Genomic DNA, 19,966 nt, shown 5'->3' on the forward strand with positions numbered 1-19,966 from the left:
CGGGTGGGGGTGGGTGGTCATCGATCGCTCCGATTCGATAAGGCAGTGCGCATGTAGGCATGGGTGTGCGAGCGGCGTGCCCCTTGTTTCGGGCCGTCGTCGTGGGTCCGTCTTCAGTTGTCGGTAGTTGCGTGTGATCCGTCCGACTCACTATAAGTAGATGTATACGTATAGAGCAAGGGGCAAAAAAAGTCCGCACGGATCAACTCCGTGCGGACCGCTACCTCAGGGGCGGAATTACAGCTCGTAGACGCCGAATGCCCGGTTCTGGATGCACATCGGCATTACGTGGACCTGTTCGGTCCATTCGAATTTCGCTGCCGCCTCGACGGTTTCGCGTTCCGCCACACACACGCTTGCGGTGCCCGGCATGGTCAGCGGGTTGAGCACCGCCAGCGGGATGCCGGCGTGGATGCCGCTGTAGAGACCACCGCTGAAGCACAGCGGCGTGATGGCGATGCCGCGGATGGCGCTCTCGCGGTCGGCGGCGGCCTGCGCGCCGGGCACGCCCGCGCAGTCGAGGGGGTTCTCGTTCGACGCCTGGGCGGGAACGGTCAAAAGGGTGAATCCGGCCGCACAGCCCGCGGCAACGGCCATCAGGGTTCGAGCAAATGTGGTCCTGGTCATAGGCGCATTCAAGCACTGGTGACGGAGGGTGCACACAATCTGGGCGGCGTGTTGGGTATTTGTGGTGGGTCGGGGATCGGCGGGTTGTCGGTGGTCGGGTCGGTCAGGTGGGGGTTGCCAGGGCGAAGGGCAGGATAGCGTCGGCGCCGCCGGCACGGAGGGCGTGGGCGGCGACGGTCATGGTCCAGCCGGTGTCGGTGAGGGTGTCGACGAGGAGGATGGGGCCGCTGACGGCGGCGAGGTCGGGGATCTCCCACGAGTCGAACAGGCCGGCTACTCGGTGAGCGGAGTTCGCCGCCGAGACCGGAGGGCGGTCGGGTCTGGTGTGCAGGGTGCCGAGGTTGTCGAGTTTGCCGACCTGGGCCAGCCGTTGGGCCAGGCTGGTGGTGAGTTGGGGGTAGCGGGCGGATTCGAGGGCAAGTACCGAGGTGGGACGGGTGGTCCAGGTCCAGTCGCGCAGCACCGCGATGCAGGCGTCGAAGACCGCGTCGGGCACCGGGGCGTCGGGGGCGTCCAGCAGGGCGCGCAGGCGCATGCCCCAGCCGAGGTCGGTGAGCCTGCCGAGCACACGACCGGTTTCGGCACCGCCGGAGATCTTGCCCGACAGCGGGATTCCCAGTTTCGCCATGCCACTTGGCCATTGTTTACGAGGGGCGAGGTCGAGGCCGGGACGGTCGAGGCGGGCTCGGGTGGCGGCGATCGCGGCCTCGTCGACGGTGGTGTCGGCACGGGTGCCGGTGCAGTTGTCGCAGCGGCCGCAATCGAGGTCAGCGGTCGCGAGCCCGTCCAGGCCAGGGTCGTCGAGTTGGCGGCGCAGGAAGGTCATCCGGCACGTCGACGTCGACTGATAGTCGATCATCGCCTGCTGCTCGGCATCGCGTGCCGCGGCCAGGCCCTCGTAGCGTTCGGTGTCGTAGGTCCAGTCCTGGCCGGTCGAGAGCCACCCACCGCGGACCCGCCGGACGGCACCGTCGACATCGAGCACCTTCAGTACCATCTCGAGGCGCGATCGGTTCAGCTCGACCAGCGGTTCGAGCGCGACCGTCGACATCGCCCGGTCGGTGTCCAGTGCGGCGAGGACCGAGCGCACGATGTGCTCACGCGGAAAGGCGACGGAGGCGAAGTAACTCCAGATCCGGGCGTCCTCCGGCCCCGGCAGCAGGACGACCTCGGCGCGCTCGGTGCCGCGACCCGCACGCCCGACCTGCTGGTAATACGCGATCGGTGAGGACGGCGCCCCGACGTGCACGACGAATCCCAGATCCGGCTTGTCGAAACCCATGCCGAGCGCCGACGTCGCGATCAACGCTTTGACCTCGTTGTTCAGCAGAGCGGCTTCGAGCACCTCGCGTTCGGCCGGGTCGGTTTGCCCGGTGTAGGCGGCGACGGTGTGACCGTGTGAGGTGAGCAGGTCGGCCAGATCGTTGGCGGCGGCGACGGTGAGGCAGTAGATGATGCCCGAACCCGGCATCCGGTTGAGCTGCTCGCCCAGCCAGGCCGTGCGCTGGACCGCGTCGTCGAACCGCACCACCGACAGATGCAGCGACTCCCGATCCAGTGTGCCGCGCAACACCAGCGTGTCGGTGCCGATCTGTCCGGCCACATCGGTGACCACCCGGTCGTTGGCGGTCGCGGTGGTCGCCAGCACCGGCACCTCGGATCCCAGGTCGGCGATCAGCGTGCGGATGCGGCGGTAATCGGGCCGGAAGTCGTGCCCCCAGTCCGACACACAGTGCGCCTCGTCGATCACGACCAGCCCGGCATCGGCGGCCAGCCGCGGCAGCACCTGATCACGAAAGTCGGGGTTGTTCAGCCGTTCCGGACTCACCAGCAGTACATCGACCTCACCGTCGGCCACCCGCTGATGGATCTCGTCCCACTCGGTGACATTGCCCGAGTTGATCGTGGCCGCCACCACCCCGGCCCGCTCGGCCGCCGCCACCTGGTTACGCATCAGCGCCAGCAACGGCGACACGATCACCGTCGGCCCTCGCCCTGCCCCCCGCAGCAACTTGGCCGCGATGAAATACACCGCCGACTTACCCCACCCGGTCCGCTGCACCACCAGCGCCCGCCTGCGCTGCACCACCAGCGCTTCGATCGCGATCCACTGATCCTCCCGCAACCGCGCGTCCGGGCCTGCGAGCTCACGGAGCAGCTCCTCGGCTCGTTCACGCAGGTCAGGAGCCGTCAGGTCGAGCACATTGTTGCCTGCGGGTGAGGTCATGGGGCCATAGTGCCCGACACCTCCGACAGGTTCGATCGGCAGCACAATTCCGCACCCGATATTCACCGCGCCCGACAGGTCAGCCCGTGGTGAGCGCTGCCGCGATCTGTGCGCTGTCAGGGATGGACGAGCTCGCGCCGAGGCGGGTGGTTGCCAGCGATCCGGCGGTATTCGCCCAGGTCAGGGCAGTCGTCGCCCCTTGATTCCAGGTTGCGACCAGTGCGCCGGTGAACGTGTCACCAGCGCCGGTCGTGTCGACCACGTCGACGGTGAGACCCCCGACGGAGAGCTCGTCTGTCTCCGCGCCGCGATACTCCGCCCCGTTCCTGCCGAGCGTGCGCACCACGTGCGCGACCTGTGCCAGCTCGGCCGAATATTGCTCGGATTCCAGGGAATTCACGATCGCGAGGTCCACGGCGGCCCAGAGGTCGGCGGGCAACGGCGCAACCGGCGAGGGATTGAGCGCGACGACGGTTCCCGACGTGCGTGCATGTCGAGCGGCGGCGAGCACAGTATCGATCGGAATCTCCAGCTGACACAACAGGATGTCGGCGTCCGCGATCGCCGCGAGTTCGGTGTTCGTCAGCTCGGTCACTCGGCCGTTGGCCCCCGCGACCACGATGATGTTGTTCTCGCCGGTGTCGTCGACGACGATCGTGGCGATGCCGCTGGCACCATCGACCCTGCGTAGCAAGGTGGTGTCGACCCCTGCCTCCGACAGTGTGGCCGCCAACTCCGTTCCGAACGCATCATCGCCGATCGCGCCGAGAAACCGCACCCGTGCCCCGGACCGGGCCGCCGCGATCGCCTGATTCGCGCCCTTCCCGCCGGGCACTGTCGCGAACTCGGATCCGAGCACAGTTTCGCCCGGTGCGGGCCTGCGTGCGGTTGTCGTGACCAGATCCATGTTGACGCTGCCGAGTACGACGACGGTCGGCGAATCAGGGCGATCCATGGCGGTCAATCTAGTGGTGCCGCTGCCGCTCCTACCGGGTTCGGGCGATTCGCGGCTCTCGGCCGGTCGACGACCGCACACAGAAGACCAGTGCTCGCGCCTTGTGGACAACTCCGCCGACGGCGTCGCCGAACCTGTGGACAACTCGGTCCCGGTGCCGGTCGGAGGGGTATTCCGGGCCCTGGGCGGCGGCGAGCGCGCGTGGTGGCCTGCGTAGGCTGATACCCATGACGGTAGAAGTGACCCCCGAGCTCGACATCCGCGCAGCGGTGCACGACGCCGCCCGCAGGGCTCGCGTCGCGTCCCGGGTGCTGGCTCAGCTGACCACGGCGCAGAAGAACGACGCACTGCACGCGGCGGCCGACGCCCTGCTCGCCGCCGCCGATCGGGTGCTCGCGGCCAATGCCGACGACATCGCGAGCGCGCAGGCCGCCGGTACCGAGGAGAATCTGCTCGACCGGCTGCGGCTGACCAAGGCCCGCGTCGACGGCATCGCCTCGGGTCTGCGTCAGGTCGCCACGCTGCCGGATCCGGTCGGCGTCATCGTGCGCGGTTCCACGCTGCCCAACGGCCTCGAGATCCGCCAGACCCGTGTTCCGCTCGGTGTGGTCGGCATGGTTTACGAGGCACGGCCCAATGTCACCGTCGACGCGTTCGGCCTCGCCCTCAAGTCGGGCAACGCGGCGCTGCTGCGCGGGTCGTCCTCGGCCGCGAACTCCAACGCCGCCCTGGTCGAAGTATTGCGCGAAGCCCTTGTCGCCCAAGGCATCCCGGCCGATGCCGTACAGCTGTTGCCCAGCCACGACCGTTCCAGCGTCACCCACCTGATCCAGGCCCGCGGTCTGGTCGACGTGGTGATCCCGCGCGGCGGTGCGGGCCTGATCAACGCCGTCGTCCGCGACGCACAGGTCCCCACCATCGAGACCGGCACCGGCAACTGCCACGTGTACGTGCACTCGGCCGCCGACCTGGACATGGCCGAGGCCATCGTGCTCAATGCCAAGACCCGCCGCCCCAGCGTCTGCAACGCCGCCGAGACGGTACTCATCGACGCCGCCGTCGCCGAGACCGCGCTGCCCCGCCTCAGCAAGGCACTCGACGACGCGGGCGTCACCATCCACGGTGATCTGCCCGGTCAGGTCCCCGCCACCGATGCGGACTGGGGTGAGGAGTACCTCACCATGGACATCGCGCTGAAGGTCGTCGACGATCTCGATGCCGCCGTCGACCACATCAACACCTGGGGCACCGGCCACACCGAGGCCATCGTCACCGCCGACCTGGCCGCCGCCCGTGAGTTCACCGCCCGCGTCGACGCCGCCGCGGTGATGGTGAACGCGTCCACCGCGTTCACCGACGGTGAGCAGTTCGGCTTCGGCGCCGAGATCGGCATCTCCACCCAGAAGTTGCACGCCCGCGGCCCGATGGCCCTGCCCGAACTCACCTCCACGAAGTGGATCGTGTGGGGCGACGGCCAGATTCGGCCGGTGTGACCATGACTCTCGTACAGGAACCGATCTTCACCTCGGTCGAGGATGTCATCGCCCGGCTCGCCACCACCGGGTACCTGGCCGACAAGGCAACGGCTACCTCGGTTTTCCTTGCCGATCGGCTGGGTAAACCGCTACTCATCGAAGGCCCGGCCGGCGTCGGCAAGACCGAACTGTCGCGAGCGGTGGCCCAGGTCGCCGACGCCGAACTGGTGCGCCTGCAGTGCTACGAGGGCGTCGACGAGGCCCGCGCACTCTACGAGTGGAACCACGCCAAGCAGATTCTGCGCATCCAGGCGTCGAGTGAAAACGATTGGGCCGAAACCAAAGCCGACGTCTTCACCGAGGAATTCCTGCTCTCGCGCCCCCTGCTCACCGCCATCCGCCGCACCGAGCCGACGGTGCTGCTGATCGACGAGACCGACAAGGCAGACGTCGAGATCGAGGGCTTGCTGCTCGAGGTGCTCAGCGATTTCGCGGTGACCGTGCCGGAACTGGGCACCATCACCGCCACCCGCAAGCCGTTCGTGGTACTCACCTCGAACGCGACCAGGGAACTGTCGGAGGCGCTCAAACGCCGCTGCCTGTACCTACACATCGACTTCCCTGACGAAGACCTCGAGCGCCGCATCCTCGCCAGCCGCGTGCCCGAACTGCCGAGCACCGTGGCCGAGCAACTCGTGCGGGTCGTGCACGTACTGCGCGGCATGCAACTCAAGAAGCTGCCCTCGGTCGCCGAAACGATCGACTGGGGCAACACCTTGCTCGCGCTCGGCGCCGCCGACCTCGACGACGCGACAGTGCGCGCCACGCTCGGCGTGGTGCTCAAGCACCGTAGCGATCACCAGCGTGCGCTGGCCGAGCTGAAACTGGCCTGATCATGACCGCGCCCGCGCCGCACGGAATCGGCGGCCACGTCGCCGGTTTCGTCGGTGCGCTCCGGGCCCGTGGCGTGCCGGTCGGTCCGTCGGAGACCGTCGACGCGGGCCGCGTGCTGACCGTGCTGGACCTGCTCGACCGCGAGGCGGTGCGCGAAGGGCTGGCCTGTGCGTTGCTGCGCAGGCCCACCCATCGTGCCACTTTCGACGGACTGTTCGACCTGTGGTTTCCCATCGCCGTGGGTGATCGCACGGCCGACGCTCCTGACCTGCCGCGCACCTCCGACGGCCAGATCGACCTGGCCGCCCTACGCGAGCAACTCGCCGAATTGCTCGCCGCCGAGGACAGTGGCGACCGGCTGCAGATGCTGGCCGGGCAGGTGGTCGAGCAACTCGGGCAGTACCAGTCCGCGCGCGGACCCTCGTTCTCCGCGTACCAGGCGCTCAAAGATCTTGCGCCACAGTCTTTGCTGGCCAAGGTGCTGGCGGGACTCGCCCTGCCGCCGGACGCCGGCGAGCGCGAGACCGAGGTGGCCCGCCGCGTCGCCAGGGAACGCATCGCGGGATTCCGGGCGAGCGTGGAAGCCGAGACCAACCGGCGCGTGGCCGAACAGATCGGGCGCGAACGCGTCGCGACCTACGGTGTCGCCCGCCAGGCCGAGGACGCCGACTTCTTACGCGCCTCCGAACGCGAGCTCACCGAACTGCGCCGCGGCACCCAGCGATTGGCCCGAATCCTGGCCTCCAGGCTGGCGGTGCGGCGCAAACGAGCCAGGCGCGGCGAGATCGATCTGCGCAAAACCCTGCGCGCCTCGATGTCGACCGGCGGCGTGCCGATCGACCTGGTGAACCGCAAACCGCGCCCCGGCCGGCCGGAACTGGTGCTGCTGTGCGACATCTCGGGCTCGGTGGCCGGGTTCAGCAACTTCACGTTGCTACTGGTGAGCGCGCTGCGTGAGCAGTTCTCGCGGGTGCGGATCTTCGCGTTCGTCGACCGCACCGACGAGGTCACCAGCTTTTTCGAGCCGTACGCGGGTCTCGACGATGTGATGACCCGGATCTTCACCGAGTCACGCATCATCGACTCCGACGGGCACTCCGACTACGGCTACGCGCTCACCAGCTTCGCCGAGAATTTCGGCGACGCCGTCACCAGCCGTAGCTCGCTGCTGGTCCTCGGCGACGGCCGCACCAACTACCGCAACCCGAGACTGGACACTCTGCGCGAATTGGTCGGCACCGCAAGGCACGCACACTGGCTGAACCCCGAAGCTAAAAACCTGTGGGGGACAGGCGATTCGGCTGCTCACGACTACGGTTCGGTGATCGAGATGCACGAATGCAGATCAGCTCGGCAGCTGACCGAGGTGGTCTCCCGATTGTTGCCTGTCTGAAGGAGCTTCCAGGATGAGTGTGGACGTGCTGGCCTACTGCTTGACCAAACCCGGTGCCTGGGAAGACGAGCCGTGGGAGGGCGACACCGTGGCCAAGGTCGGCGACAAGATCTTCGCCTTCCTCGGCGCGGGCACGTCGATCGGCCTCAAATGCGGCCGCGACCGCACCGAAGCCGATGAACTGGTCAACATCTACCCCGACGACGTCACCGTATCGGCCTACATCGGCCGTTACGGCTGGAACAGCATCCGAGTCGGCGGCGCGGTGCCTGACGACGAACTGCGTGAGTTGATCGACGCCTCCTACGACGCGGTCCTCGCCAAGCTCCCGAAGTCCAAGCGCCCCACCGTCTGACGAACTTCAGCCGACGTTAAGCGCCTCACATGGTCTGACTACCAAGATCGCGCCATGCTGGCAGGGGCGTCGCGCGACGACGAGCGATCCGGTCGACGGATATCGAATGTAGGGATGGTGCGGTCGGACTGCGCGCTCGTCGGCTGCGCATGGTCCGCCCGGTGACCGACCCGCTCACGGACGAAACCGATTGTCCCCTAGGTGAACCCGACAACACGGGCCAGGTACCGGCGGGTCCGCTCGGCATCGACGCCGGGCATCTCGTGCCCGGTTCCGGGGCACGCGCGGCACGGCGGCTAGCCGAGACCGCCGCGGCGCGACTGGTGGATGCTCCCGCGGCGGCGGAGGAGCAGTTGCGTCGAGCCTTGGTCGTCGGCGCCGGGGAGCTCTGCGGACGGGAACTCGCCGCGATGCGCACTCAGCTGGTGACCGCGGTCGCCGCCCAGCCGGGCCGCGGCCGTGATGTCGCCCGAGCTGCCGCCTCGGCCGCCGCCTGCTGGCAGCCGATCTCCCCGCCCGACGCGGTCCACCTGTGGTTGGTCGCGGGTCGCGCGTGGCACCGGGCAGGCCAGCATGCGCAGGCGGTCGCGGCGTTCGACCGCCCATTGCTGACCTTGTCCGTCGGCTACCCGCCCGCCGAGCTCGCGCTGGTGCGGACCCAGTTCGCCGAATCGCTGAACCACCTCGGCCGCTACCGCCAGGCCGCCTGGCAGTTCGCCGAGGCGGCGCGGCTGATCGCGGGTTCGCCTGCGCAGCGCCGCCGCCATGCCGACCTGGTCTGGTCGACCGCGGTCGCTCGCGAGTGCTGCGGGCAGGAATCCGAGGCGCTCGGTGGCTACCTGCGCGCCGCGGGGTTGTGGGGCGAACAGAACATGATCGTGCCGCGGGCCCGCTGCCTGCGCGCCGCCGCCTGGCTGCAGCTGCGCGGGCCGCGGGGGCATGTGCGCGGGCCGTGGTGGGTCACGATCAAGGTGTTGCTGGCCGAACTCGATCGCCGGGTCACCGCGGATCCGGCCGCGCACCTCGTCGAAGAGCTGACAAGCACCCGCGCCCAATTCGCTCAGATGTGCGCGCAGACGTCGTCGCCCCGCGAGCCCCACGACGTCGCGCGGTGGTCCGGTCCACTTCGATCGTGGCGCCCGGATTAAGCTCAGACCTCATGCACGAAACAGCTCGGCCGCGTCGCAAGCTCGGCGTCATGGGCGGCACCTTCGACCCGATCCACCACGGCCACCTGGTCGCGGCGAGCGAGGTCGCGAACCGATTCGAGCTCGACGAAGTGATCTTCGTGCCGACCGGGCAGCCGTGGCAGAAGGTCAACAAGCAGGTCAGCCCGGCCGAGGACCGCTACCTGATGACGGTCATCGCGACCGCGTCGAACCCGAGGTTCTCGGTCAGCCGGGCCGACATCGAACGCAACAAGGTCACCTACACCGTCGACACCCTGCGGGAGATGCAGAACGCGCACCCCGACGCGGAGCTGTACTTCATCACCGGTGCGGACGCGCTGGCCAACATCCTGACATGGCAGGATTGGACCGAACTGTTCGAACTGGCGAAGTTCGTCGGGGTGAGCCGACCGGGTTACGAACTGAACACCGATCATCTCGAGGAGCATCTGCGGGACCTTCCCGCCGACGCCGTGACGATGGTCGAGATTCCCGCGCTGGCCATCTCGTCGAGTGAATGCCGCCGCCGCGCCGCGGAGGGTCGGCCGGTCTGGTACCTCGTCCCCGATGGCGTGGTGCAGTACATATCGAAGCGGCACCTCTACGTGCCCGCAGGAACGGAAGGTAGCTGACTTGAGCCACATGGTTCTGACCACGCAGGAGGAAACCGAATGAGTGCCTCCACCGAAGCCATCGAGATGGCCACGGTCGCCGCACTCGCGGCCGACGACAAACTCGCTACCGATGTCGTGGTTCTCGACGTCTCCGAGCAACTGGTGATCACCGACTGCTTCGTGATCGCGTCGGCGCCCAACGAGCGCCAGGTCAACGCGATCGTCGACAACATCGAGGACAAGCTGCGCGATGCAGGCCACAAGCCGGTCCGTCGCGAAGGCACCCGTGAGGGTCGCTGGGCACTGCTCGATTACGTCGACATCGTCGTGCACGTCCAGCACAACGACGAGCGCAATTTCTACGCACTCGAGCGCCTGTGGCGTGACTGCCCGGCGGTTCCCGTCGAGGGCATCGCGGCACTGCCGACTCCGGCCGCCGACGACGACGCGCAGGTAGAGGCAGACAGCGAGTGAGCAAGTACGCCCATGTGCGCAACCTGATCCTGTTGCGGCACGGGCAGACCGAATGGAACGCCGCCGACCGGATGCAGGGCCAGATCGACACCGATCTCACCGAACTCGGTCGCCAGCAGGCCAAAGAGGCTGCGCGCGAACTGGGTTCACGCAACGCCATCGCGATCCACGCCTCCGATCTACGGCGCGCCAAGGAAACCGCGCAGGCGCTCGGTGACATCAGTGATCTGCCTGTCATCACCGATCCTCGGCTGCGCGAGACCAACCTGGGTGACTGGGAAGGCCTGACCCACCTCGAAGTCGACGCCGACTACCCCGGTGCGCGCGTGCAGTGGCGTCTCGACGCCACCTACACACCGCCCGGCGGCGAGAGCAAGCTCGAGGTCGGTGCGCGGTCGCTGCCTGTGGTGCGCGAACTGTACAACGAGCGGCAGGATTGGCCCGGTCGGACTATCATCCTGGTTGCGCACGGCGGGTTGATCGCTGCTCTGACGGCCGCGTTGCTGGAACTGCCACCGGAGAACTGGCCTGCCCTCGGCGGGCTGGCCAATACGAGTTGGGTGCAGCTTTCCAGTCACGGCCCGGATGTCGACCGACCCGGCTGGCGCCTCGATGTGTGGAACGCAGCGGCGAAGGTAGCTCCCGATGTCCAATGAAGAGCCTGACCGATCAGTACCCGACGAGATGTTTCAGCAGGTGACGGCCAAAGCCGGACGGCAATTGCCGGACGCGCTATTCGGTCCGCCCCCTGTTCGGCCCGCACGCGCGGAGCGCGAGGAGCCGATCCGTTCGGTACCGGACGAACTCTTCCAGCAGGTCACCGCGCGCAGCACCCGGTCGCTGCCCGATGCCCTGTTCGGCCCGGTTCCACCGCCGGCCGTCGCTGAACCCGAGCCGGTCGACTCGGCGGCGGATGCCGTCGAGTCCGGCTCGCAGACAGCGGATTCCGCGTCGTCGGCCGATGCGGACGACAGCTTCGACTCCGACAGCGTGGTGAATTCGGTCGGTGACGATGCCGCGGTCGGGTCCGACGCGATCGACATCGCCTCGAGTTCGGCTGTGCGGGAAGCTGACAGCGATGTTTCCGCAGTCGCGGAGCCGGCTGACGAACTCACCGATTCGGACTCCGCTGTCGCGCCGGTGGACGCCGTCCAGCCCGCGGCGGATCTCGCCGAAGTCGATACGAGCTCGGCCGTCGATGTCGCTCCTGCGGTCGAGAATTCCGACACTGTCTCGGCCGACGTCGATTCCACAACCGGCGCAGGTGCGCAGGTCGAGCCCGCCGCTGTCGGCCTGGACGCGGGCTCGGATTCGTCCGGCAGCTTGCTGACGTCCTCGACTGCTACAGACCAGAATCTTGTAGTCGACGCGTCGGCGAACTCTGGTGCACCGCAAGGTGAACTGGTCGCCCAGGCAGCTACCGGTGCTGTGCTCGTCGAGGAAGCCGTTTCGCCCAGGCCGGTGGAGTCCGCCGCACCACGCCCCGTACTGCTGGTGATCGCTGATTCCCTCGCCTACTACGGGCCGAAGGGTGGGCTGCCCGCCGATGATCCTCGGATCTGGCCGAATATGGTCGCCGCGGAACTGGATTGGGATGTCGAGCTGATCGCACGGATCGGCTGGACCTGTCGTGATGCGTACTGGGCGCTGATCGGAGATCCTCGCGTGTGGGCCGCGGTTCCGCGCGCCGGGGCGGTCGTGTTCGCCGTCGGCGGCATGGACACGCTGCCGTCCCCGCTGCCCACCGCGCTGCGGGAAATGATCCGCTATATCCGTCCGCCGCGTCTGCGCCGTGGTGTGCGGGCCTCGTACAACTGGTTGCAGCCGAAGCTGTCGAAACTCGGTCGCCCGGTTGCTCTTCCGCCGAAGTTGAGCGTGGACTACTTGGATCAGTCGCGGACGGCGCTGAACCACCTGCGTCCCGAGCTGCCCGTCATCGCGGTGCTGCCGTCGGTGCACAAGTGCGACGCCTACGGGCAGGTGCATCGGGGCAGGGCGCGAGCGGTCAAGGCACTGCAGGCGTGGTCGGGTCGCACCGCGGTGCCGCTCGTCGACCTCGGTGAGGCCGTGCGTGACGACATCGAGTCGGGCTCGGCGAACCCGGACGGCATCCATTGGGGCTGGTCCGGACACGCGGCGGTGGCGACGGCGATGACCAAGGCGCTGCAGGAGGTCCGGTAGTCCGTGGCCGTTGTGGTGGTCACCGATTCGGCGGCGGGGTTGTCCGACGATCTTGTCGCCGAGCTCGGTATCGACGTGGTGCCGTTGCATGTGTTCGTCGGTGAGCGGGAGATCCGGGACGGCATCGACCCGATCGAGATCGACTACACCGCGGATTCGGTCACCACCTCGGCCGCCTCGCCCGGTGAACTGCGTGAAGCCTACGAACGCGCATTGACCCGCAGCGACGGCGACGGTGTCGTGGCCGTCCACCTGTCGCGCCGACTGTCGGCGACCTGGGAATCGGGCCGCCAGGCGGTGCGCGACATGGGCGCCGAAGACCGTGTGCGCGTTGTCGATTCGCTCGGTGCGGGCCTGGCCACCGGCTTGCCCGTGCTGGCCGCCGCGCGCCGGGCGATGGCCGGTGAGGCACTGGACGACGTCTACGAGTGCGCGGTGGCGGCCGCGACCCGTTCGCGCACGTTCATCCTGGTCAACCGCACCGAGCAACTCCGCAAGGGCGGCAGGCTCAGCAGTGCCGCCGCGTTCTTCGGCAGCGAACTCGTGACCAAGCCATTGCTGCAACTGGTGGAGGGCAAGCTCGAACTGCGCGAAAAGGTGCGAACCAGATCGCGCGCCTACACCAAGCTGGTAGCGGCCGCGGTAGCCGCGGCGGCGTCGGACGGCGCGGCTCTTGGCATCCAGCACCTCGGTGCTGAGGAAGCCGCCGAAAACATCGCGGCGCAACTGCGCGAGCAACTGCCCGAGGTCCAGGAACTCTACGTCGCCGAATTCGGCCCCGCCCTCGGCGTCCACCTTGGTGTCGGCGCCCTCGGCATCGCGGTCCTGCCCGGCGGATGCGTCTGAGCACCACCGATGCCTACCGTAGTCGCCATGGCCGGCAACTATTCTCCAAAGACGCACCACCGCCGCGAGCAGCCCGGCGCAGTGCGTTTCTACGAGCGCAGCGGCTACCACCGGATTCCGCTGTTCGCGCCGTATCATGTGTTGCCGCAGTCGAACTGCTTCGCGAGGAACCTGCACTGAAGTCGTGATCGTGTGGGCATCTACGATTTCCCGATGACCGGATACGACGACTTCGACCAACTCGACGCCGCGAACCTGCCTCCACGTAGGCAACACATTCTCGCCGTGATCAGGGATTCGGTGCACGCCAACGGCTATGCGCCGAGTACGCGGGAGATCGCCGACGCGGTGGGTCTGCGCTCCACGTCTACGGTCTCCCAACACCTGAAGGCCTTGGAGGAGGACGGTTTCCTGCGGCGCTCCGCCTCCATCGGCCGTCCCATCGACGTGCGCCTGTTCCTGCGCGGCGCGCCCGCCGCCGACTCCGATGCCACGGTGTCGGTACCCGTCGTCGGCGACATCGCGGCAGGTGCCCCGATCCTGGCTGAGCACAACCCCGACGACGTCATGACCCTCCCGCGTGAACTGGTCGGCCGCGGTGAGGTTTTCGGCCTGCGGGTGCGCGGTGACTCGATGATCGACGCCGCGATCTGCGACGGCGATCTCGTCGTGGTCCGCAGTCAGCACGAAGCCAACTCCGGCGACATCGTCGCCGCCATGATCGGCGAGGAAGCCACGGTCAAGGTGTACCGCCGTCGCAACGGCCACGTCCACCTCGAACCGCGCAACCCCGCCTACTCCGTGATCGACGGCGACGAAGCAGTCATCCTGGGCCGCGTCGTATCGGTGATGCGCCGACTCTGAGGTAGCTACGCCGGGCCGAACCAGTCCAGCGACTGACCGTGCGGTCCGGCGAACCCCAACGGCACATCATCGAGGGCCGGCACCACCAAAACCGGTTACGGCCGTCGGACGGATTGAGCCCGGCGACGCAGCGCGGTCGCCGAGATTGCCGACCAGTTCTCGCGCAGCTGGTCGCGGAACTCGCTGTAGGGAACCGCGATCGCGCCGTTCACTCGCGCGGCAGCCAGGATCAGGTTGGGTTGCTGCTTGTCGATGGGCGATCGGTCGATCAATGCCAGCACTTCCGGGTCCGTGCTGATGTCGAGTGCTCGCTGGTGGTATAGCGGGGAATTGTCGCCCGCTTCGCGAAGTGCGAAATCGCGGAATCGTTGTGCGAGTTCCATGGGTCCATGAGTACTTCGAATCGGTCATGAGCGCACGGTATCCACCCGGGCAGGACGGATTCTGGGCTCGACGGCCGCTGCCGGGTGGGTTATCCACAGGTTCGGAGTTATCCACAGGTTTCTTTGAAGGCCAGGTCGGCGCGGGTTCGCGCGGTCGGCACAGGCATAGCGTCGCTGCCATGTCACGACACGAAGAGCACGAGCGAGTACGGCAGCGGCTGGGCGGTCTGGCGGTCCGGGAGCGAGCGCGACCGAGCAGTCGGCCGCTGGACGAATACGGGCGGGATTTCGGGGACGTCGATTCGCGCGTTGAAAACCGCGAAGGGCAGTGGGACGAAGACGAACTCACCCCGCCGTCCGGCCCCGCCGGAGCGGTCGGGACGCCTGGATGGCTCGACGATGGCGCATCGAGTAGACGAAACCGGCTGGTGCCCGAGCGCTTTCGGGATACGCGGTTGGATCCGGGTCGTCGCGGTGCGTTGATACTCGGCCTGGTCGGGCTCATTGCCGTGGTGCTGACCGGTGTGATGGTGCTGCGCGATCAGCCCGTGGCGCGGGCGGTGCCGCCGGTACCGGTGCTGAGGGCGGAGAGCGTTGCGGTGCCCGCTGATCCGACTGCCGCGGTTGCCGTGATGTCCGGGCAAGGGCCGAGTGCGAGCGCTGAGATTGTTGTCAGCGTGGTCGGGCTGGTCGAGCGGGCCGGTCTGCATCGATTGCCGGATGGCTCCCGTATCGCCGACGCCATCGAAAAGGCCGGCGGCACTAGCGAAGGGGCCGACCTCGCAGGCCTGAACCTGGCCCAACGCCTCACCGACGGCGACCAGGTCGTCATCGGCACGACCGACCCCCAGTCCGGTCAACCCCGTCTCGGCAGCATCATGATCGGCGCGGGCCGTGCACCCACAACCCCGTCGAACACCGCGAGCTCGAAGACCGGAAGTTCGAGCACAGCGGGTTCGACCGCAGACCCCAGCACAGCCGGTGCCCCGCCCAGCACATCCCGCGTCGATCTGAACACCGCGACCGAAACCGAGTTGGACGCGCTACCCGGCGTCGGCCCCGTCACCGCCAAAGCGATCCTCGCGTGGCGCACCACCAACGGGCGCTTCACCGACGTCGCCCAACTCGGCGAGGTAGACGGCATCGGCCCAGCCCGCTTGGCCAGACTGCGCGACCTGGTGACGACATGATCCCTCCGCCGTGGTGCAGCAGCGTGTACGAAACCTGCTGCACCGCAAGCAATGACCACCGAATGATGGCGTTCGCTGAGGTGACCTCATGAACTGCCCGGTGTGGCCATGCGCGAGAAGGAAAAGTCGGCGCGCCACAGACCGATCCGAGGAGGCACCGGACGAATGCGCATTGGGACCGGGCGACACCTACCTGGCAAGCTCGAACGGACTCGGCGAAATACAGTGCGCCGCAAACATGGTCGCGGGGAATGCGGACAGCGACACGTCCAGACGTGACGACACGGCCGACGGATGAGGGCAGCGCCGGGCGAGGGAGCAGTGCGGGAGGAGTCGGAGCAACGCCGGCGAACGACCGTGGGACGGCGTGTGGAGTCGGCGCAGGCAGGCACGCAGAAGCGGGGGCCGACGAGCGCGGGCCGCCGTGACGCGGGGTCGAGCGAACAGGCTCGTGGTGAGCGTGTGGTGCGGGCCGCTGAGTGGCATCGATGGACGTGGCTTACCTGGCTTCGGCAGACGCCCGAAGGGTCGGGGCCGGATCAGCGGGCGGCCGACGGGCCGGATTCGGGGGAGTCGGAGCCGCAGGTACTCGATATGCGGCTGGTGCCCGCGGCGCTCGGGTGTTGGGTGGCCACGATTGTCGCGGTGACCGTGGGGTGGGTTGCGGGATCGGTACTGGCCGCCAGTGCCGTGGTGGTGGCGATCGGGCTGTGGGTGGTGCTGCTGTGGGCGATGGCCCATCGGCGGGAGCGGTGGCGGGTTGTCGCGGTGACCGGGCTGGCGACGATGCTGCTCGGGGCTGGTTTCGGGGCGGCGGGTGCTTGGCAGGAGCACCATGTGCAGTCGCACCCGCTGCGAGAGTCGTTCGGGCGGTCGGTGAACGTGCTCGCGGTGGTCACCGATGACGCGAAACCCATGCGCGCCGGTGGGTTCGGTGGCGAACGGCGGTGGATTGTTCGTGCAGGTCTGCGCGAGTTCGGTCATGGCCAGGCGTGGACGTGGGCCGGGGGATCGATCGTGGTGCTCGCGCAGGGTGGTGAATGGGCAGAGCTGTCGCCTGGACAGTTGGTGCGGTTCCGGGCGGAGGTGAGTGAACCGAATCGTGCGGACCTGACCGTTGCGACCTTGAACGCCACTGACGCACCGAAGCGAATCGGTGAGCCGCCGTGGTGGCAGCGGCTCGCCGCGAGTGTGCGCTCGGATCTGGTCGACGCCTCGGCTCGGGCGCTGCCGCCGGACGCCGCGGGGGTGCTACCTGCGCTGGTTGTCGGCGACACCGCCGCGTTGTCCGACGAGGTGCGAGACGCGTTCGAAATCGCTGGACTGCAACACCTTTGCGTGGTGAGCGGCGCGAACTTCACCATAATCCTGACCGCTCTGCTCGCGCTGGCCCGACTGCTCACCGCGGGTCCACGGACGAGTGCGGCGGCGGCCGCAGTGGTCGTCGGGTTGTTCGTCGTCATCGCGCGGCCCGACCCGAGTGTGCTGCGCGCGGCAGCGATGGGCTCGGTGACCGTGCTGGCCCTGCTCACCGGCAGACGCAAGCAGGCGCTGCCTGCACTGTGCGCGGCGGTGATCGGGTTGCTCGCTGTCGCACCGCAATTGGCCGTGAGCGCGGGGTTCGCGCTGTCGGTCATTGCCACGGCAGGCCTCATCCTGCTCGCACCGAGCTGGGCGGACTGGTTGCGGGAGCGCGGTTGGTGGCGCGCACCCGCGGAGATCGTCGCGGTGTCGGCGGCCGCGTTCGTCGTCACCGTGCCGCTGTTGGTCGCACTATCGGGGCGGGCGAGCCTGGTGGCGATCGTGGCGAATGCGCTCGTCGCACCCGTGGTCGGGGTGATCACGGTCGTCGGGGCGGCGGGAGCGGTCGTGGCCTGCGGGTGGGCCGATGCCGCGGTGTGGGTGCTGTGGTGTGCGCGGCCACCGATGTGGTGGTTGCTCGGCGTCGCGGATCGTGCGGCCGCGGTGCCGGGCGCCACGATGACGGTGCCGGGCGGTGCCGTCGCAGGATCGGTCGCGGCGGTGATCGTGGTCGCGGTCGTGGCGGCGATGTGGTGGTCGCGTACCCGCAGACTCCTGGCAGTCGTAGCGCTGGGAATGTCGATTGTGCTGTTCCCGGTGCGCTTCTTACAGCCGGGTTGGCCACCATCGGGCTGGGTGCTCGCGATGTGCGACGTCGGCCAGGGAGACGGGTTGGCACTGTCGGTTGCCCCCGGTGCCGCGGTCGTTGTCGACGTAGGCCCCGACCCACGCCTGATTCGGACCTGTCTGGACCGCCTGGAAATCACCCGCATCCCGCTACTCGTGCTCACGCACCCCCACGCCGATCACATCGACGGACTCGCGGGCGCCCTCCGTGGCCGCACCGTCGACGCGATAGCCACTGCACCAGGTGAACTCCGCTCAGCGATCGCCAGTACATGCGCCGCGGCGAACCGAACCCCCGCGCAGTCCACCCCGACTCCGACACACTTTGCCAAGGAGATCGGCTCGTCGGGCCACACGAACGGAGTGGAGTCATCGTCGGAGGTCGCTGGATCCCCCTCTCGATCCCTGCCGTCGAACGTGGGCGCCGGGACTCGGTCGACGGGAGAGCACGCGGTGTGTCCGAGTGGAACACCGGGGGAGCGGACTGCGAGTGCCGCGGCGAAGCCATCGGAACATGTTGTCGCGCAGCGGGAATCGCATGGACACAACGACGACACCGGTAGGGTCCAACGGGTGGCGGAGCTTGCCGGTGCGGCGGGGATTCCGCTGATGGAACTGCATGCCGGGCACGAAATGACGTTTGGGGCAGTCGGCTTGCGGGTGCTGGCGCCGAGCCGGGAGGTGCCGACGTCGCTGGCGGCCGATGAGGCCAACGATCGGTCAGTGGTGATGCGGGCCCGGACGCCGGCCGGAACGATCCTGTTCACCGGCGACGTCGAGGCCGAGGCACAGGGGCGCATGGTGCGCAGCGGTGATGTGCGGGCCGACATCCTCAAGGTGCCGCATCACGGGTCACGGACCACCACACCGGAATTCCTGCGTGCTGTCGGTCCACGCCTGGCACTGGTCAGTGCCGGGTCGGGCAACACCTTCGGTCATCCGCACCCGACGGTGACCACCGCTCTCGCCGCGCTCGGGGCAACCGTGGCCCGGACCGACCTGGATGGTGACGTCGTGGTCATGGGAACTGCGGCCGACCTACGGACGGTCACGTCCCGTCGACGGGCGCCGAGTGCACGGTACGGACCTGTGGGGAAAGGGGATGTCGGCGACCAAGGCTCCAGGTCAGGTCGGCGCAGGAAGGCGCGAACGCGGTGAGTGCCGGGCTGTCGGTGGGCGTACGTAGGATCGGCTGGTGAGCGAACGCCCTGCCTCGGTACATCTGGTCCTCGGAGACGAGGAACTGCTGGTCGAACGTGCGATTGCGAAAGTGACCGCGCAGGTGCGGGCCGGTGCGCCCGACCCGGACTCGGTGCCCGTCGACAGATTGCGCGCCGGCGATGCAAGCACTGCCGAGCTGGCCGAGTTGCTCAGTCCGTCGCTGTTCGCCGAAGACCGGGTGATCGTGCTCGAGTCTGCCGCGGAGGCGGGCAAGGACGCGGTCGCGGTGATCACCGAGGCGGCGGCCGATCCGCCGGACGGTGTGGTGCTGATGATCCTGCACTCGGGCGGCGGGCGAGCCAAGGCGCTGGCACCCGCGCTGCAGAAGAAGGGCGCGACCGTCCACGAGTGCGCCAAACTCAACAAGGGCGCCGAGCGGGTGGAATTCGTGCGCGGCGAGTTCCGTGCCCTCGGGGTCAAGGTACCGGCCGACGTGGTCCAGACCCTGCTCGAATCCGTCGGTTCGGAACTGCGCGAATTGGCCGCCGCCTGTTCACAATTGGTGTCCGATACCGGTGGCAAGGTCGACGCGAACGCGGTCCGCCGCTACTACTCCGGCCGCGCCGAGGTCACCGGCTTCGACGTGGCCGACCTCGCCGTGGCCGGCGATCGCCCCGGCGCGATGGAAGCCCTGCGCTGGGCCACCGACCGCGGTGTCCCACACGTCCTACTGGCCGACGCCCTGGCCGACTCCGTCCACACCATCGCCAAAGTCGGCTCAGCAGGCCGCGGCGACCCGTTCGCCCTCGCTCAAAAGCTCGGCATGCCCCCTTGGAAGGTCAAAAGAGCCCAGGCCCAAGCCCGCGGCTGGAATCCCACCACCATCGGCACCGCCCTCCAGGTGGTCGCCGCCCTCAACGCCGACGTCAAGGGCGGCGCCGCCGACGCCACCTACGCCGTAGAACACGCCCTGGCCCGCATCCTCGATCTCCGCGCTACCGGCTGACAGC

19 protein-coding genes are annotated in these 19,966 nt (G+C 68.3%); 15 read left to right on the top strand and 4 right to left on the bottom strand.

What is annotated here, in order from left to right:
• Positions 1 to 237: 237 nt before the first annotated feature.
• The 3 genes from ACLJPD_RS23790 to ACLJPD_RS23800 all read right to left on the bottom strand — a co-directional run bounded on the left by ACLJPD_RS23790 (position 238) and on the right by ACLJPD_RS23800 (position 3,809).
• The gene (locus tag ACLJPD_RS23790; RefSeq protein ID WP_410874995.1) at positions 238 to 627 is read right to left on the bottom strand and encodes a hypothetical protein; all 390 of its coding nucleotides are present in this window, start codon (positions 625 to 627) and stop codon (positions 238 to 240) included.
• A gap of 103 nt (positions 628 to 730) precedes the next feature.
• Positions 731 to 2,854 (bottom strand): RecQ family ATP-dependent DNA helicase, encoded by a 2,124-nt coding sequence (locus ACLJPD_RS23795; RefSeq protein ID WP_410874996.1) that lies wholly within the window; start codon positions 2,852 to 2,854, stop codon positions 731 to 733.
• Between the two features lie 79 nt (positions 2,855 to 2,933).
• Positions 2,934 to 3,809, bottom strand: a complete 876-nt coding sequence (locus ACLJPD_RS23800) for a ribokinase (RefSeq protein WP_410874997.1) — start codon at positions 3,807 to 3,809, stop codon at positions 2,934 to 2,936.
• A gap of 227 nt (positions 3,810 to 4,036) precedes the next feature.
• On the opposite strand from ACLJPD_RS23800, the gene ACLJPD_RS23805 reads away from it, so the two are divergent.
• The 12 genes from ACLJPD_RS23805 to lexA all read left to right on the top strand — a co-directional run bounded on the left by ACLJPD_RS23805 (position 4,037) and on the right by lexA (position 14,074).
• Positions 4,037 to 5,302, top strand: a complete 1,266-nt coding sequence (locus tag ACLJPD_RS23805; protein ID WP_410874998.1) for a glutamate-5-semialdehyde dehydrogenase — start codon at positions 4,037 to 4,039, stop codon at positions 5,300 to 5,302.
• Between the two features lie 2 nt (positions 5,303 to 5,304).
• Entirely contained in the window at positions 5,305 to 6,177 is an 873-nt protein-coding gene (locus ACLJPD_RS23810; protein WP_410874999.1) for an AAA family ATPase, read from the top strand.
• Between the two features lie 2 nt (positions 6,178 to 6,179).
• A complete protein-coding gene (locus ACLJPD_RS23815) occupies positions 6,180 to 7,571 on the top strand; it encodes a vWA domain-containing protein (protein ID WP_410875000.1) in 1,392 nt (463 codons plus the stop codon).
• Positions 7,572 to 7,584: 13 nt separating this feature from the next.
• Entirely contained in the window at positions 7,585 to 7,926 is a 342-nt protein-coding gene (locus ACLJPD_RS23820) for an MmcQ/YjbR family DNA-binding protein (protein WP_410875001.1), read from the top strand.
• A 161-nt stretch (positions 7,927 to 8,087) separates the two neighbouring features.
• Complete coding sequence (locus ACLJPD_RS23825; RefSeq protein ID WP_410875002.1) at positions 8,088 to 9,074, top strand: hypothetical protein; 987 nt, start codon at positions 8,088 to 8,090, stop codon at positions 9,072 to 9,074.
• Positions 9,075 to 9,085: 11 nt separating this feature from the next.
• Positions 9,086 to 9,727: a nicotinate-nucleotide adenylyltransferase gene (gene nadD / locus ACLJPD_RS23830; RefSeq protein WP_101463962.1), complete on the top strand. Its 642-nt coding sequence runs from the start codon at positions 9,086 to 9,088 to the stop codon at positions 9,725 to 9,727.
• A 39-nt stretch (positions 9,728 to 9,766) separates the two neighbouring features.
• Positions 9,767 to 10,183 (top strand): ribosome silencing factor, encoded by a 417-nt coding sequence (gene rsfS / locus ACLJPD_RS23835; RefSeq protein WP_410875003.1) that lies wholly within the window; start codon positions 9,767 to 9,769, stop codon positions 10,181 to 10,183.
• Positions 10,180 to 10,839: a histidine phosphatase family protein gene (locus ACLJPD_RS23840; protein WP_358071894.1), complete on the top strand. Its 660-nt coding sequence runs from the start codon at positions 10,180 to 10,182 to the stop codon at positions 10,837 to 10,839. The genes rsfS and ACLJPD_RS23840 overlap by 4 nt, the downstream gene beginning before the upstream one ends.
• Positions 10,829 to 12,364: a diglucosylglycerate octanoyltransferase gene (octT, locus tag ACLJPD_RS23845; protein ID WP_410875004.1), complete on the top strand. Its 1,536-nt coding sequence runs from the start codon at positions 10,829 to 10,831 to the stop codon at positions 12,362 to 12,364. The genes ACLJPD_RS23840 and octT overlap by 11 nt, the downstream gene beginning before the upstream one ends.
• A 3-nt stretch (positions 12,365 to 12,367) precedes the next feature.
• Entirely contained in the window at positions 12,368 to 13,210 is an 843-nt protein-coding gene (locus ACLJPD_RS23850) for a DegV family protein (RefSeq protein ID WP_410875005.1), read from the top strand.
• Positions 13,211 to 13,237: 27 nt separating this feature from the next.
• Positions 13,238 to 13,390 (top strand): hypothetical protein, encoded by a 153-nt coding sequence (locus tag ACLJPD_RS23855; protein ID WP_410875006.1) that lies wholly within the window; start codon positions 13,238 to 13,240, stop codon positions 13,388 to 13,390.
• 33 nt (positions 13,391 to 13,423) lie between these two features.
• Positions 13,424 to 14,074, top strand: coding sequence for a transcriptional repressor LexA (gene lexA / locus ACLJPD_RS23860; protein ID WP_410875007.1), 651 nt, complete (start codon positions 13,424 to 13,426; stop codon positions 14,072 to 14,074).
• A gap of 95 nt (positions 14,075 to 14,169) precedes the next feature.
• Here the strand turns inward: lexA and ACLJPD_RS23865 are convergent, their stop codons facing one another.
• Complete coding sequence (locus ACLJPD_RS23865) at positions 14,170 to 14,457, bottom strand: DUF2332 family protein (RefSeq protein ID WP_410875008.1); 288 nt, start codon at positions 14,455 to 14,457, stop codon at positions 14,170 to 14,172.
• 179 nt (positions 14,458 to 14,636) lie between these two features.
• On the opposite strand from ACLJPD_RS23865, the gene ACLJPD_RS23870 reads away from it, so the two are divergent.
• The 3 genes from ACLJPD_RS23870 (at position 14,637) to holA (ending at position 19,962) form a co-directional block, all read left to right on the top strand.
• Complete coding sequence (locus ACLJPD_RS23870) at positions 14,637 to 15,647, top strand: helix-hairpin-helix domain-containing protein (RefSeq protein WP_410875009.1); 1,011 nt, start codon at positions 14,637 to 14,639, stop codon at positions 15,645 to 15,647.
• A 357-nt stretch (positions 15,648 to 16,004) separates the two neighbouring features.
• Positions 16,005 to 18,953 (top strand): ComEC/Rec2 family competence protein, encoded by a 2,949-nt coding sequence (locus ACLJPD_RS23875; RefSeq protein WP_410875010.1) that lies wholly within the window; start codon positions 16,005 to 16,007, stop codon positions 18,951 to 18,953.
• Positions 18,954 to 18,990: 37 nt separating this feature from the next.
• Complete coding sequence (gene holA, locus ACLJPD_RS23880; RefSeq protein WP_410875011.1) at positions 18,991 to 19,962, top strand: DNA polymerase III subunit delta; 972 nt, start codon at positions 18,991 to 18,993, stop codon at positions 19,960 to 19,962.
• The last annotated feature ends 4 nt before the right edge of the window (positions 19,963 to 19,966 follow it).

The organism is Nocardia sp. A7, from assembly GCF_046549215.1.
In the GTDB taxonomy this organism is placed as follows: domain Bacteria; phylum Actinomycetota; class Actinomycetes; order Mycobacteriales; family Mycobacteriaceae; genus Nocardia.